This window comes from Robertmurraya sp. FSL R5-0851 (assembly GCF_038002965.1).
In the GTDB taxonomy this organism is placed as follows: Bacteria; Bacillota; Bacilli; order Bacillales; family Cytobacillaceae; genus Robertmurraya_A; species Robertmurraya_A beringensis.
The window spans coordinates 3,805,052-3,820,721 of record NZ_JBBOOE010000001.1 but is presented as its reverse complement, the minus strand read 5'-3'; the positions used below and the strand labels follow the sequence as shown (position 1 = coordinate 3,820,721).

At 34.6% G+C, this 15,670-nt stretch carries 17 protein-coding genes; all 17 read left to right on the top strand.

What is annotated here, in order from left to right; all coding sequences use genetic code 11:
• Window positions 1-14 precede the first annotated feature (14 nt).
• From galU to MKX65_RS19480, 17 genes are read left to right on the top strand one after another with little or no spacing between them, the layout of a single operon-like run.
• Window positions 15-896 carry a UTP--glucose-1-phosphate uridylyltransferase GalU gene (gene galU / locus MKX65_RS19560; RefSeq protein ID WP_340905193.1) on the top strand — a complete coding sequence of 294 codons (882 nt, stop codon included), beginning with the start codon at window positions 15-17 and terminating at the stop codon, window positions 894-896.
• Window positions 897-903: 7 nt separating this feature from the next.
• Entirely contained in the window at window positions 904-2,070 is a 1,167-nt protein-coding gene (locus tag MKX65_RS19555) for a glycosyltransferase family 4 protein (RefSeq protein WP_340905191.1), read from the top strand.
• On the top strand, window positions 2,033-3,097 hold the full coding sequence (locus tag MKX65_RS19550; protein WP_340905190.1) for a glycosyltransferase family 2 protein: 1,065 nt from the start codon (window positions 2,033-2,035) through the stop codon (window positions 3,095-3,097). Before MKX65_RS19555 ends, MKX65_RS19550 begins: the two co-directional genes overlap by 38 nt.
• A 10-nt stretch (window positions 3,098-3,107) precedes the next feature.
• Window positions 3,108-4,214 carry a glycosyltransferase family 1 protein gene (locus MKX65_RS19545; protein ID WP_340905188.1) on the top strand — a complete coding sequence of 369 codons (1,107 nt, stop codon included), beginning with the start codon at window positions 3,108-3,110 and terminating at the stop codon, window positions 4,212-4,214.
• A 14-nt stretch (window positions 4,215-4,228) separates the two neighbouring features.
• On the top strand, window positions 4,229-5,125 hold the full coding sequence (locus tag MKX65_RS19540) for a glycosyltransferase family 2 protein (protein ID WP_340905186.1): 897 nt from the start codon (window positions 4,229-4,231) through the stop codon (window positions 5,123-5,125).
• A gap of 35 nt (window positions 5,126-5,160) precedes the next feature.
• Window positions 5,161-6,228, top strand: a complete 1,068-nt coding sequence (locus tag MKX65_RS19535) for an EpsG family protein (RefSeq protein WP_340905185.1) — start codon at window positions 5,161-5,163, stop codon at window positions 6,226-6,228.
• A gap of 21 nt (window positions 6,229-6,249) precedes the next feature.
• Window positions 6,250-7,329 (top strand): UDP-glucose 4-epimerase GalE, encoded by a 1,080-nt coding sequence (gene galE / locus MKX65_RS19530; RefSeq protein WP_340905184.1) that lies wholly within the window; start codon window positions 6,250-6,252, stop codon window positions 7,327-7,329.
• 10 nt (window positions 7,330-7,339) lie between these two features.
• Window positions 7,340-7,492 carry a hypothetical protein gene (locus tag MKX65_RS19525; protein WP_340905182.1) on the top strand — a complete coding sequence of 51 codons (153 nt, stop codon included), beginning with the start codon at window positions 7,340-7,342 and terminating at the stop codon, window positions 7,490-7,492.
• A gap of 12 nt (window positions 7,493-7,504) precedes the next feature.
• Window positions 7,505-8,116, top strand: coding sequence for a sugar transferase (locus tag MKX65_RS19520; RefSeq protein ID WP_340905180.1), 612 nt, complete (start codon window positions 7,505-7,507; stop codon window positions 8,114-8,116).
• Window positions 8,113-8,757 carry an acetyltransferase gene (locus tag MKX65_RS19515; RefSeq protein ID WP_340905179.1) on the top strand — a complete coding sequence of 215 codons (645 nt, stop codon included), beginning with the start codon at window positions 8,113-8,115 and terminating at the stop codon, window positions 8,755-8,757. The genes MKX65_RS19520 and MKX65_RS19515 overlap by 4 nt, the downstream gene beginning before the upstream one ends.
• Window positions 8,758-9,939: a DegT/DnrJ/EryC1/StrS family aminotransferase gene (locus MKX65_RS19510; protein ID WP_340905178.1), complete on the top strand. Its 1,182-nt coding sequence runs from the start codon at window positions 8,758-8,760 to the stop codon at window positions 9,937-9,939. It abuts the gene before it with no gap.
• A gap of 15 nt (window positions 9,940-9,954) precedes the next feature.
• On the top strand, window positions 9,955-10,293 hold the full coding sequence (locus MKX65_RS19505; protein WP_340905177.1) for a helix-turn-helix domain-containing protein: 339 nt from the start codon (window positions 9,955-9,957) through the stop codon (window positions 10,291-10,293).
• A 10-nt stretch (window positions 10,294-10,303) separates the two neighbouring features.
• The gene (locus MKX65_RS19500) at window positions 10,304-11,044 is read left to right on the top strand and encodes a glycosyltransferase family 32 protein (RefSeq protein WP_340905176.1); all 741 of its coding nucleotides are present in this window, start codon (window positions 10,304-10,306) and stop codon (window positions 11,042-11,044) included.
• A 2-nt stretch (window positions 11,045-11,046) separates the two neighbouring features.
• A complete protein-coding gene (locus MKX65_RS19495; RefSeq protein WP_340905175.1) occupies window positions 11,047-12,237 on the top strand; it encodes a glycosyltransferase in 1,191 nt (396 codons plus the stop codon).
• A complete protein-coding gene (locus MKX65_RS19490) occupies window positions 12,238-13,302 on the top strand; it encodes a glycosyltransferase family 2 protein (protein WP_340905174.1) in 1,065 nt (354 codons plus the stop codon).
• On the top strand, window positions 13,299-14,459 hold the full coding sequence (locus MKX65_RS19485; RefSeq protein ID WP_340905173.1) for a polysaccharide pyruvyl transferase family protein: 1,161 nt from the start codon (window positions 13,299-13,301) through the stop codon (window positions 14,457-14,459). The genes MKX65_RS19490 and MKX65_RS19485 overlap by 4 nt, the downstream gene beginning before the upstream one ends.
• Before the next feature lie 9 nt (window positions 14,460-14,468).
• Window positions 14,469-15,659, top strand: a complete 1,191-nt coding sequence (locus MKX65_RS19480; RefSeq protein ID WP_340905172.1) for a glycosyltransferase — start codon at window positions 14,469-14,471, stop codon at window positions 15,657-15,659.
• The last annotated feature ends 11 nt before the right edge of the window (window positions 15,660-15,670 follow it).

Below are 15,670 nucleotides of genomic sequence, written 5' to 3'. Positions count from 1 at the left end.
GAAAGGGGAAACAAATGAAAAAAGTAAAAAAGGCGATCATTCCAGCAGCAGGATTAGGAACCAGATTCCTTCCAGCGACAAAAGCGATGCCAAAAGAAATGCTACCAATCGTAGATAAACCAACGATTCAATATATTATAGAAGAAGCGGTTGCTTCTGGAATCGAAGACATCATCATTGTAACGGGAAAAGGAAAACGTGCGATTGAGGACCATTTTGATAATTCGTTTGAATTAGAACAAAATCTAATTGAAAAGGGTAAATTTGAGTTACTAAGTGAGGTGCAAAAATCCTCACAAATGGCAGATATCCATTATATCCGCCAAAAGGAGCCAAAGGGATTAGGTCATGCCATTTGGTGTGCAAGAAAATTTATTGGGAATGAACCATTCGCTGTTCTACTTGGAGATGATATCGTTCAAGCAGAAAAGCCATGTTTAAAACAATTAATCGATCAATACGAAAGATATCAGGCTTCCGTTCTTGGAGTACAAAAGGTTCCAATGGAAGAAGTATCACGCTATGGTATTGTTAACGGCAATGAAATTGGTGAGAGATTCATTAGCGTGAATAGCCTAGTAGAAAAGCCTAAGATGGAGGAGGCTCCTTCCAATCTAGCTATTATGGGGAGATACATCTTAAATCCTAGAATTTTTGATATTTTAGGAGAGCAAGGACCTGGAGCAGGTGGAGAAATTCAGTTAACAGATGCCATCGCAGGGCTAAATCAATATGAGGCAGTCTATGCTTATGATTTTGAAGGAACTCGCCATGATGTAGGGGAAAAGATGGGCTTTATTCAAACAACGATTGAATTTGCCCTTCAAAAAGAAGAGCTACGTTCTGACCTATTAAACTATCTATCAGCGGTGCTCGATAGACAACCAATAAAGTAGGTGTCCTATGAAAAGAAAAGTGTTGTTCTGTGCAACAGTTGACTATCATTTCAGTGCCTTCCATCTACCTTATTTAAAGTGGTTTAAGGAACAAGGGTGGGATGTTCATGTAGCTGCTTCGGGAACAATCGAACTACCATTTGTAGATGAAAAGTTCAATCTCCCGATACAACGGTCACCTTTTCATAGAAAAAACATAGCTGCGTATAACCAACTAAAAGAGGTTATCGATCGAAATGGGTATCAGCTCATACACTGTCATACACCAATGGGAGGAGTGCTCGCGAGACTAGCAGCTCGTTCCGCAAGACAGAAAGGGACAAAAGTGATTTATACCGCACATGGGTTTCATTTTTGTAAAGGAGCACCCATTCCTAACTGGATGGTCTACTACCCTATTGAGAGAGTATTATCTTACTTAACGGACTCTTTAATTACGATTAATGAAGAAGATTATAAATTAGCCACCTCCCATCAGTTTAAAGCTAAGCAAATTGAACATGTACACGGAGTGGGCGTGGATACAGAACGTTTTACACCAGTATCCAACTTTCATAAAGAAGTGTTAAGGGCAGAGCATCGTTACGATAACGATGCCTTTTTAATGTTTTACGCGGCGGAGTTTAATGCAAATAAGAATCAGCAGCTTCTAATTCATGCACTTGCACATGTTAAGGAGCACATTCCTAAAGCGAGACTACTGTTAGCAGGAGAAGGACCTCTTCTCGAGCAAAGCAAACAGCTATCAGAACAGTTAGATGTTATAAGTATGATCGATTTTTTAGGATACCGTAGGGATATCGAATCTCTATTAAAAATGAGTGATATAGTCGTTGCGTCTAGTAAAAGAGAGGGACTTCCTGTGAATATCATGGAAGCAATGGCATGTGGATTACCAATTATATCTAGTGTTAATAGGGGACATATAGAGTTAGTTAGTGATGGTGTAAATGGATTTACAGTTGTAAATGATAACTTTCAAGATTTTGGATTGAAAATTTTGAAGCTATATAATTCGGTGGATATGCGAGAAAAAATGGGAGCTGCTAGCGTTAAATTAGTAAAAAAGTTCTCATTAGACCAAGTTAGTACAGAAATAAAAGAAGTGTATTCAAACTATATTGCGGAGGAAAGTCGTGAAGCCGAAAGTAAGTATAATCGTGCCTATATATAACGTGGATAAATATCTAAATAGATGTCTAGACAGTATCTTAAATCAATCATTAAAGGAAATTGAAATCATTGCTGTCAATGATGGCTCAACCGATAGGTCCTACGAAATCTTACTAGATTACCAAAAATCGGATCCACGACTCAAAGTCATAAATAAAAAAAATGGCGGAGTATCCTCTGCTAGAAACACTGGATTGGAACAAGTTACTGGAGAATATATAGGTTTTGTTGATCCGGATGATTGGATTGATAAACATATGTATGAAGAACTATATAAAACTGCTCAAGTTGAAGAAGCTGATGTAGTTATGTGTAGTTATATTAGAGAATTTGGTAGTCATTCAAAGAAAAAGCAGTTTCATATGCCTGAACAAGTGAAGTTCACCGGTGAAGAAGTTCATAAAAAAATATTAAGAAGATTAATAGGGCCATTGGGTGATGAAGTTAGGAATCCAGAATTATTAGATGCATGGGGCACCGTCTGGTCAAAGCTATATAAGACTAACTTAATTCTTGATAATAAAATAGTATTTACTGACTTACATGAGATAGGAACCAATGAAGATTCTTTATTTAATATAGAGGTCATGTACTTTACACAAAATTTTGTTTTCATCAATAAGTATCTTTATCACTACTGGAGAGAGAACAGTACCTCTTTAACCTCTAATTATAAACCTAATCTATTGAGTCAATGGGAATGTCTTTTTAAAAAACTATCAACATTTATTGAAGAAAAAGAACTAGGTAATGACTATAGTCAAGCGCTAAGTAACCGTATTTGTCTTAATACTCTTGGTCTTGGGTTAAATGAATTATTTGAACAGAACCAACAAGCATCAGTAAAGGTGAAAAAAATAAAAAAGATCTTACACCATCAACAAATAAAAAGTTCTTTTACTAATTTAGACTTAAGTCAATTTCCTTTAGTGTGGAGAGTTTTTTATTTTTTTGCTAAATCAAGATTTGTAGCCGGATACTACTGTTTATTAGTAACCATAAATATATTAAGAAAGTCGTTAAGATAGGAGGATCGATGTGGAACCAATAAGAATACTTCAAGTAGTAACCATCATGAACCGTGGTGGATTAGAAACCATGCTGATGAATTACTACCGCCAAATCGATCGAACTAAGGTTCAGTTTGATTTTATGGTTCATCGGGAAGAAAAGGGTCACTACGATGACGAAATCCTTAATTTAGGAGGGAGAATCTATAACATGCCTCCTATTCGTCCAGGAAACTATCAGAGATACTTCAGCCTATTAGATGATTTTTTTCAATTGAACAAATATAAAATAGTCCACTCTCATATCAATGAAAATAGTAGCTTTGTTTTAAGAGCAGCTAAAAAAGCTGGAGTGAAAGTAAGAATTGCTCATAGTCACTTGAGTGATTTAGGAATCGATTTAAAGCTTCCATTCAGACTTTATGCTCGATATTATATGAAGCAAAATCCTACGACTTATTTTGCATGTTCTAAAAAGGCAGGGGAATGGCTTTTTGGAAGAAGGGTTTCTAATGATAATAAAGTGAAAGTCCTTAATAACGCTGTAAATGTAAAAGAATTCAAGTTTAACTCAGAAGTGAGAAAATCACTAAGAAAAGAACTAGGTATTGGTGAAGATGAGTTAGTCATTGGTCACATCGGTAGATTTAATAAGCAAAAAAATCATGATTATCTAATTGATATTTTTCAATCAGTCTATAAGAAAACACCAAATTCCATTTTATTACTTGTGGGGGATGGAGATTTAAGAAATACAGTTGAAGAGAAAGTGAAAAATTTGGGTTTATCTAAGAATATTAAATTTTTAGGGGTCCGTGGAGATATTTCTAACTTAATGAATGCAATGGATCTTTTTTTATTCCCATCATTATTCGAAGGTTTGCCTGTCGTGTTAATAGAAGCACAAGCAGCCGGACTAAACTGTATTGTGTCAGATTCGATTACTAAGGAAAGTGATGTCACTGGAAGGGTAGAGTTTATAAGCTTACAAGCTTCTCCGGATTATTGGGCAAATAAAATACTATCAAAAACTCATGAGCATTATGATACATCCATGCATTTAAGAGAAAGTGGATATGACACGAATAGTATGGCTAGTTGGCTTGAAAATTATTATTTAATGGAAGCAAAGTGATAGGAGGATTAGTCTTGAAGCCCCTTTTAACTATTTTCACCCCTACCTACAATCGTGCATATACTCTTCACTTATGTTATGAAAGTCTTCAAAGGCAAACTTGTAAGGAGTTCATTTGGTTAATCATAGATGATGGATCAACTGATAATACAAGGGATTTAGTGAAACAGTGGATCACTGAGGGTAGAGTACCTATTAAGTACCACTATCAAGAAAATCAAGGTATGCACGGGGCACATAATACAGCCTATGAATTGATAGAAACCGAGTTAAATGTTTGTATTGATTCAGATGACTATATGCCCGATGACGCTGTTGAGAAAATAGTACAATATTGGAATAGGTATGGTAGTAATAAATATGCTGGATTAATAGGACTTGATGCCACCCCTGAAGGGCAAATAATCGGTACAAGAATTCCAGAACAATTAAAAGAAACAACATTAACTGATTTATATGCAAAGTCCAAAGTTAAGGGAGATAAAAAACTTGTTTATCGATCAGAGTTAACTAAAAAAACCCCACCATACCCCCTTTTTAATGGTGAAAAATATTGTCCATTAAGTTATAAGTATATTTTAATTGATCAAGAATGTCCGTTACTAGTTATGAACGAAGTTCTCTGCCATGTGGAGTATCTTGAAGATGGGTCGAGTATGAATATGATCCATCAATACAGGAAAAATCCATATGGATTTGCCTTTTTTAGGAAAGAAGCAATGAAATACTCACCTACAATGAAAGATAAATTTAGAGAGTGTATTCATTATGTCTCTAGTAGCCTAATGATAAAAAATAATAGATTTTTAATCGAATCACCAAATAAAGTATTTACAGCATTAGCCATACCATTTGGTGTTTCATTATATCTGTTCATTAATAGAACACAAAGAGCAACAGTAAAGCAGTAAATTACTTCCTATACAATGCTGAAAGGTAGTTACACATGACCTTTTTATGGTGGAATCTTGCTATCGTTTTTATATTTTCGTTTTTTGCTAGATATTTCTCAAATCCAGTACTTGTAAATGGTGTACCAATAAATATTAGACTTAATCGATTATTAGTAGCAGGAGTTATGGTATCACTAGTAGTCATTTCAGGACTTAGAAAAAACATTGGTGACACCTTCTTTTATATGCACTCATTTAAAGTTAGTAATTTTACATGGGATTCAATAGTAAAAGATAAAGACTTTGGTTTCGGAATCCTTCAAATGCTATTAAAAAATTATTCAACTGATCCTCAAACGCTAATATTTGTTACCGCGTTAATAACTAATATACTTATCGTTTTGACATTATCCAAATACTCAGGGCTCTTTGAATTAAGTACCTATGCATATATCACAGGTGGCTTATTTCTTGTGTCAATGAATGGGATACGACAGGTGTTAGCGGCGGCAATCATATTTACTGCTACGCGTTTTATCATTAGTGGAAACTGGATAATGTATTTCCTTGTTGTTTTAATAGCTGCTACTTTTCATCAAAGTGCACTTATACTTTTACCTATATACTTTTTAGTTAGATACAAAGCTTGGTCTAGGGCGACAATTATTCTATTATTCTTCTCCGTTATTATTGTCGTTGGGTTTGATTTATTTTCTTCTCTATTGTTTTCAGCAATTGAAGATACACAGTATGGACATTACTCAAACTTTGATGAAGGAGGAGCAAATGTTATCCGTGTAGCTGTATATGCTGCTCCTCTTGTAATTGCTTTTTTAGGAAGAGAAAAGCTTAGAGAGATATTTCCCAGTAGTGACTATATAGTAAATATGGCTCTCATAGGGTTAATATTTATGATTATCTCCACGCAAAATTGGATATTTGCCCGTTTTTCTATTTATTTCAATCTCTATCAATTGATTCTGGTTTCTTGGGTAGTCCAGGTTTTCAGAGGAAGAGAACAAAGGTTTATATATTATCTGATAGTAATTTTTTATTTCCTATATTATTTCTATGAATCTGTAATAAGTCTCAATATTTATTATGAAAGTAATTACCTGTAGAAGATAAAAAGGGGTGAATATATGGCAATCCTTGTCACGGGTGGAGCAGGCTACATTGGAAGTCATACATGCGTTGAGTTATTAAATGAAGGACACAATATCGTTGTTGTTGACAACTTCATTAATAGCAAACCAGAATCTTTGAATAGAATAAAAAACATTACAGGGAAAGACTTCAAGGTTTATTTTATCGATCTTTTAGATGAGAAAGCACTTACTAAAGTATTTGAAGAAAACGAAATTAATGCAGTGATTCACTTTGCTGGTCTAAAAGCAGTAGGAGAATCAGTGAATGCTCCACTTTGGTATTACCACAACAATATCACTAGCACAGTGATTCTTTGTAAAGTGATGAGCAAATATGGAGTGAAAAATCTTGTTTTTAGTTCATCTGCAACGGTATACGGTGTACCAGAAAGTGTGCCAATCAAAGAAGACGCCAGCTTATGGGCAATGAACCCTTATGGAAGAACAAAGCTGATGATTGAAGAGATACTCAGAGACGTATATGAATCTGATAAAAGCTGGAGTATCGCTTTATTAAGATACTTTAATCCGGTTGGAGCACATGAAAGTGGACTAATTGGAGAGGACCCTAACGGTATTCCTAACAACCTAATGCCTTATATCACGCAAGTGGCTGTTGGAAAACTTAAAGAGTTAAGTGTCTTCGGAAACGACTACCCAACTCCAGATGGAACGGGTGTAAGGGACTATATTCACGTAGTTGATTTAGCAAAAGGTCATTTAAAAGCAGTAGAAAAGGTGAAGGAAACAAAAGGAATTGGTGCATATAATCTTGGAACGGGAAAAGGATACAGTGTTCTTGATGTCGTTCAAGCCTTTGAGCATGCTTCACAGGCTAAGGTTCCTTACAAAATAGTAAAGCCTAGACCAGGAGATGTAGCATCTTGTTTTGCAGATCCCACCAAGGCAAAAATGGGTCTGAACTGGGAAGCGGAAAAAGGAATAGAAGAAATGTGTGCCGATGCTTGGCGATGGCAACGAAAAAATCCAAATGGATATGAAGAAGACCCTCACTTTACAGGAAAAAGTGGGGATTTTTTATTTGGGGAAAAAGTTGAAGAAACAGTAAAGTGAGGAAAAAACAGTGGGATTACAAACGCAACAAAAATTTAAAGAATTGCTTGTGGAGCTTTATTCAAAAGGGCAGGAGTCAGATATACAAGTGAATGACATGATTGTAGAAATTCAGCAAAGATTGAATGAACTTTTAGAACCTAAAAAGCAAATTCTACCCTAGGGAGTAGGAAAAGTGAAGAGATGTCTTGATTTTATATGTGGCTTGATACTATTTATCTTGTTTTTGCCAGTCATGTTAACTTTAGCTCTTTTAATAAGAATCAAACTAGGAGCACCAATATTATTTAAGCAGCAACGGCCGGGATTACATGGAAAACCATTTTATCTTTATAAGTTTCGGACAATGACCGATGCCAGAGATAGTATGGGGAATTTGTTTTCTGACCGGATTCGACTCACCCCGTTTGGAGCTACATTAAGAAGGTTCAGTCTTGATGAACTCCCACAATTAATAAATGTCATTATAGGGGATATAAGCTTAGTAGGCCCTAGACCCTTATTAATGGAATATTTACCATTATATTCCGAAGAACAAGCAAAACGTCATATGGTCCGACCAGGAATTACTGGGTGGGCCCAAGTAAATGGACGTAACGCAATCAGCTGGGAAGATAAGTTTAAATTGGATGTTTGGTATGTGAACAATCGTTCCTTATGGTTAGACTTGAAAATCTTATTTATAACGATAAAAAAAGTAGTTAAAACTGAAGGGATTACCCAAAGAGGGGTAGCTACAGTAGAACCATTCAAGGGTACAAAATCAGTAGAAGGAGGTCATGGATGAAACTAGCGGTTGTTGGAACGGGAGGACATAGCAAGGTTATTCAAGATTTGGTTCGGTTAAGTGAAAAAAATCAAATTATCGCCTTTTTAGATGATAAATACACGAGTCTAAATTTTGAACATTCTGTTTACAATGGTCCAATCGATTCGGCTAAACAACTATTACACATTCATCCAGATCTAAAGTTCATTATAGCAATTGGAAGAAATGAGACTAGGAAAAGAATAGTCGAAAGATTAGGGTTTGAAGATGCTTTCTATGCAACATTGATTCATCCGACAGCATGGATTAGTCCGAGTGTAACAATTGGTGTGGGGACAGTTGTCATGCCACAGGCCGTAATAAATGCAGATTCGTACATTGGTAATCATACGATCATTAATACAGGAGCAATTATTGAACATGATAACCAAATCTCTGATTTTGTTCATGTTTCTCCAAAAGCTACATTGACGGGTGGAGTGAAAGTGGGAGAAGGAGTACATATAGGGGCAGGAGCCTCAGTTATTCCTAGCTTAGAAATTGGGGAATGGTCAATCATCGGTGCTGGTGCCACTGTGATAAAGACCATCCCTCCATCAAGTACAGCTGTTGGTGTCCCTGCTAAAGTAATAAAACTACAATTGATAGAGGGTGTCTAAATGATTTCTTCAGTTAAGAAAAGTCGAATTTTCCTATCGCCTCCTCATCTGTCAGGTAATGAAGCCAAGTATATGCAGGAGGCAATTGAAACGAATTGGATTGCCCCTTTAGGACCTAATGTGGATGCCTTTGAAAAAGAATTGGCCGATTACGTAGGAGTCAATGGAGCAGTTGCTGTTAGTTCAGGTACAGCTGCCATCCACTTGGCTCTTTCTTTATTAGAAGTAGGTAAAGGAGATACTGTATTTTGCTCCTCACTTACCTTTGTTGCAAGTGCAAACCCAATTCTATACCAAGGAGCAGAGCCAGTTTTTATTGACTCAGAGCCGGATACGTGGAACATGTCTCCGAAGGCACTTGAGAGAGCATTAAGGGATGCGAAACTTCATGGAAGGTTACCTAAGGCAGTTATTGTTGTCAATCTTTATGGTCAAAGTGCCAAAATGGATGAGATAGTAACTCATTGTAATGAATATGAGGTACCCATTATTGAGGATGCAGCAGAATCGTTAGGAGCTTCATACAAAGATATACCAAGTGGAACGCTTGGCAAGTTCGGAGTTTACTCCTTTAATGGGAACAAAATTATCACAACATCTGGCGGAGGTATGCTGGTTTCCGATGATTTAGAAGCCTTAAACCGAGCACGATTCTTAGCAACGCAAGCCCGAGACTTTGCCCCACATTATCAGCACAGCACGATGGGCTATAACTACCGAATGAGTAATGTTTTAGCGGGTATAGGTAGAGGACAATTAGAGGTTTTAAAAGAAAGAGTGCAAGCGAGGAGAAGTGTATTTTCTAAATATCAAGAAGAATTAGGACATTTACCTGGTATTTATTTTATGCCTGAATTGAAGGGTACCAAGTCCAACCGTTGGCTGACTGCTTTAACAATAAATGAAATAGAAGCAGGAGTTTCTGTAAAGGACATCTTGGACTTAATGGCTAATGAGAATATAGAAGCTCGACCTGTATGGAAACCACTCCATTTACAGCCTTTATTTAGAGGGATGAAATATTATTCACATCATGAAACCTATAGTGTGTCAGACCAATTATTTGAATCGGGGATTTGCCTCCCTTCAGGTTCAAATCTAACAGAAGAAGAACTGATTAGAATAGTAGATTGTATTAAATCCTTAAACCTAGGATGTGAAAAAGTACAACAATACGGATAAAACGGGGTAAAAATAATGATTGGAAAAAACATTTATGATATTCGAAAAAGAAGAGGCCTTACCTTAACAGAGCTTGCAGAACGAGCTGGAATAGCCAAATCATACCTGAGCAACATTGAAAGAAATCTAAATCAAAACCCATCCATTAATGTGATTGAAAAAATTGCTTCAGTGTTAGAAGTCGATTTAAAAGAATTATTAGGTTCAGGAGATCATAAAAAAGAGACTCAAATGGACAGTGAGTGGGTAGAGTTTGTTAAAGAATTAAGAGACTCCGGAGTAGAGAAAGATCAAATTCAAGAATATAAGATGCTCTTAGATTTTATTAAGTGGCAGAATACTAAACAAGGATAAGGGTGTGTGGATGAAAACAGATACAACAAATATCCCAAAGGTTATCCACTATTGCTGGTTTGGCGGGAAAGAAAAGCCTGAAATCGTTAAAAAGTGCATTCTAAGCTGGAGGAAAACCCTAAAAGATTATGAAATTATTGAATGGAATGAAACCAACTTTGACATTCATTCAAATACCTTCATTCGAGAAGCTTATGAAGCTGGGAAATTTGCCTTTGTAAGTGACTATGTAAGAGTATATGTCCTCTATAACCAGGGGGGAATATATTTAGATACGGATGTTGAAGTGTTTCAACCTTTTGATAAATTTCTTCACCATGAATCGTTTTGGGGATTTGAACAAGAAAATTATATAGCGACAAGTACGATTGGAGCAAAAAAAGAAAATAAGCTAATTTCTCAGTTCCTAGATTCATACAGAAGCAAAGGTTTCCTAAAGGAAGACGGAAGCTTTCATGAACTAACTAATGTTGCGATTGTTACAAAAATCTTAGAAGACACTGGATTAAAAAGAGATGGACGTTATCAAGAGATTGAAGGCATTGGCGCCTTTTATCCACAAACATACTTTTCCCCGTATGACTATATAAACATTAGAAAATTAAATACTAATGATACTGTTGCTATTCATCATTTTTATAAGAGTTGGTTACCGCCCAGCGCTAGGTTGAAAAGTAGTTTGAAACAAATAGCTGCTAGAGTGATTGGTGGAGAGAATATAGCAAGAATTAGAAAGATAATAGGAGACTAAAAATGAAGAATGTATTAATCGCTTCATTTGATTTGGAAGTTGGCGGAGTAGAAAGAAGTTTAATAAGTATGTTGGAAAACTTCAACTATACAACTCATAATGTTGATTTAATGCTTTATAGACAACAAGGGGATTTCTTAAGCTTTATACCTTATCAAGTGAACTTATTAGAGGAAATTAAAGAATACTCAACTTATAGAAAATCTATAAAAGAAATCTTCAAAGAAGGTCAAATGCTTATTGGCATTTCAAGAATTCTTGCAAAATTCAACTCTGATTTAAAGGGAAAGATGGCAAGGATTGAAGAACCTGGTTACATTCAGATGCAATTAATGTGGAAATATGCTCTCCCATTTCTACCAGAATTAAAGAAAGAATATGATGTGGCAATAAGTTACCTTTGGCCACATTACTTTGTTGCTAATAAGGTAAAAGCAAGAAAGAAGATTGCTTGGATTCATACTGATTACTCAATAATTGAAACAAACATTAAATTGGATTTAGAGATGTGGAGCAATTTTGATCATATTATAGCAGTGTCAGAGGGATGTAAGGATTCATTTTTACATAAATACCCGGAACTAAGTAAAAAGGTTATGGTGATGGAGAATATTGCTTCCCAAGAATATATCATGAAGATGGCAGAAATAAAAATAGATCATCCCATGTTCGATGATAATCATTTTAGAATTGTAACTGTTGCCAGATTATCACATGCAAAAGGAATTGATAATGCTGTAAGAGCTATGAAAAAACTAAGAGATAAGGGTTTTAAGGATATTTGTTGGTATGTTGTTGGTTACGGGGGAGAGGAAGAGATGTTAAGGGAATTAATTATTAAACTAAACCTTGAGAAGCATTTTTTTCTATTAGGTAAACAAATTAACCCTTATCCGTTTATTAAACATGCTGACTTATATGTCCAGCCATCTAGATACGAAGGTAAGGCAGTTACAGTGGTTGAAGCACAAATACTCAAGAAGCCGGTGGTTATTACCAACTATTCAACTGCAAAAAGCCAGGTTACAAATGGATTTGATGGTTTAATAGTTGAATTGTCTGAAGAGGGGATAACTAATGGAATAATAAACTTGTATAAAGATAAAAAACGAAGAGAAGAGCTTTCATATAATTGTACATCTTACATGACTAAAAGTGCTGAGGAAATTCAAAAACTATACAGTATTATGTGAATGTCCATAAAGGAGGGGATTTCACTGAGTACTAAGGTAAGCATCATCATTCCAGTTTATAATGCCCAGACTTATCTTAGAGAGTGTATACAATCACTTATTAACCAAACGATGAAAGAATGTGAATTTATCTTTGTTGATGATGGTTCAGATGATAATAGCAGTAACATTATTCAAGAATATAATAAAGTCGATGACAGAATCAAGTTTATAACTCAAAAGAATAAAGGAGTTAGTTCTGCAAGAAATAAGGGTTTGGTGTCTGCAGTTGGAGAATACATTGGATTTGTAGATGCTGATGATTATATTGAAGAAAACATGATTTACTTACTTTACATGGAATCATTAAATAAAAACCTTGATGTAATAATTTCAAACTTTGAAATGGAACTAGCTGGTAAAAAGAGCTTAGTCAAGTATAACTTCCCTAAAGGAATCGAGTTAGAACGGAATGATATAAGAGAAATCATTTTGCCATATTTTTTAGAGAAAGATGACTTAAATTCTGTTTGCAATAAGTTGTACAAAAGTAAGTTAATTAAGGAGCATAAAATAAGGTTCCCTAAAAATATAGCATTAGGTGAAGATAGGGCCTTCAATATTCAAGTGTTTTCTAATGCAAAAAAGGCCTTATATTTTGATTACTCTGGCTATTTTTACCGTGAAGTTAAAGGTAGTGCAACTAGAAATATTTTAGAAAAGGATTATTTTAAAAGAGCTTTGGAAGCCCACTTTGAAGATGTTCCTACTATTTATAAAGATTTACTGAATGAAGATAAGATCAACAATTTGAGGAAGAAAAAATTAGTTAAATTAGTATTTTCTTATATTCATCTATATTTTGAACCCTCAGATGTTAGTTTTCATCAAAGATATAAATATGTAAAATCAATGATACATAATGAAAGCTTTAGAGAGGCACTATTAGTTTATTCACCGATTTTCAAAAGTAGATATGAAAGATTAATGGTCAATTTTGTTGAAAAAAGATCAACACTCGGAGTGTTGTTATTAACTCGATATAGTTCGTTTAGAAATAAAAATAGCGGGGGGAATCCGGCTTGAAAATTTTAATGTTTGCACATGATGGAAGTCAAAATAGGGGATGTGAAGCAATTGTTCGATCTACTACGAATATAATAAAGGATTCTAAAAAAGATGCTTTAATATACCTAGCTTCCGGAAAACCAGATACAGATAAAATAATAAGTAAACTCGATGCAATTTATGATGCTTCCGCGGTAAGTATAAAAAAATACTCACTGGCCTGGTTTATTTCATCACTGAAGGTAAAATTATTTAACGATGAGTCATACGCATTAAAAAAAATTAATTATAATATTATTCGCCATATAGAGGATATGGATGTCTATCTGTCAATAGGTGGAGATAACTATTGTTACGGAGAGCAACCTGACTTATATGAAGTTGATAAACAAGTAAAAGCAAGTGGTAAAAAGTTGGTATTATGGGGGTGTTCAATTGGAGAAGAGGATTTGAGCCAAAGGAAACTAGAAGACTTAAAAATATTTGATTTAATTTTAGCAAGAGAGTCAATCACTTATGAAACTTTATTGGCAAAAGGACTTAAAAATGTAAAACTTTGTGCTGATCCTGCTTTCACTATGGAGAAAGAAGAACTTTCTTTACCGGAGGGGTGGATTGAAGGGAATACTATAGGATTAAATTTTAGTCCACTAGTGTGGAAAAAAAATACGGGTTCATACGAATCTGTAAGACAACTAATTCAATATTTAATCGATGAAACAGATATGGTTATTGCTTTAACACCACATGTTATCAAAGATGGTAACAATGATTACGAAGTGCTAAAGAAATATTATGATTACTTTAAAGGTACGGATCGAGTAATCTTGTTACCAGATAATTTAAATGCTATTGAATATAAAGGTTATATTTCGAGAATGCGATTTTTTATTGGTGCTAGAACACACGCAACTATAGCCGCATATTCAAGTTTTGTACCTACCTTGGTTCTTGGATATAGTGTAAAGTCCAGGGGAATTGCTAAAGACTTATTTGGTGAAGAAAAATTAGTTCTGAGTATTAATGATCTTTCTAAACCAAAAAAATTGATAAACAGTGTGAAGAATCTAATAATAAATGAGAAAGAGACTAGAAGTCAATTAAAACAGGTAATACCTGCAATTAAAAAGAAGTCATACCTAGCTGCAGAATATTTAAACCAAGTCGTCAAGTAGGGTGGATCTATGAAAAGGAAAAAATTATTATTTGTTATGCCTAGCTTGGCACCAGGTGGAGGAGAAAAAAGCCTTATAAACCTACTTCATGAGATTAATTATGAAGAATATAGTGTTGACCTTCTATTATTAAGTCGGAAGGGAATATTCTTAAAGCAAATCCCCGTAGAAGTGAATATATTTGAATTACAGGGGAATTATACTATTTTTACAAAAGGGTTAATAAAATCTGTAATAACATTCGTACGTCAAGGGAAGCTTGAGTTGGCATTTAATAGGCTTGTATTCAGTCTGATAAACCGATTATATAGTAACAAATCTATTGCTGAACAGATGTCATGGAAATATATAAGCAATTCAATCGAAAAACTTGAAGGAACATATGATGCTGCAATAGGATATTTGGAAAAAACTTCAATTTACTATGTAATTGATAAAGTCAATGCTAGTAAAAAAATAGGTTGGATTCATACAAATTATAGTAATTCTGGATTAAATCCAAAACTCGATGTTCATTACTTTAAACAGTTGGATTACACGGCAACTGTCTCAGAAGAATGTGCTAATTCATTGGAAAAGAACTTTCCAGAGCTAAGAGCAAAAATTAAAGTAATTTATAACATTGTTTCACCTTCGAATATAAACTTTTTGGCTAATAAAGACCTAAAGGCAGAAATACGAGAAGAAAATACTACTTCCCTATTAACCGTAGCTAGGATCAGTTATGAGAAAGGAATTGATATAGCTATAGAGGCATGTAGGCTTTTGGTTAATAATGGATATAAGATTAAGTGGTTTATAATTGGTGATGGTGAGGAAAGAGATAACATATTGTCATTAATACGTGAGAAAGGTATAGAGGAAAATTTTATTTTATTAGGAGTGAAAGATAATCCATATAAGTACATGAAAAATGTTGATATATATGTTCAGCCTTCTAGGTATGAAGGGAAATCTATAGCTATAGATGAGGCAAAGATACTTTGCAAGCCTATTGTTGTAACAAACTTTGAAACTGTAAAAGATCAAATAATACACGGTACTAATGGAAGTATTGCAGGAACCACCCCTGAAAGTATTTCACAAGCGATTGAAGAATTAATTAATAATAATAATTATAAATATTCTCTGCAAAGAAACCTCGAAAGGGAGAAAGTAGGAACAGTCGAGGAGATAGAAAAACTATATCAACTTATTTAAGGGGCGAAGAA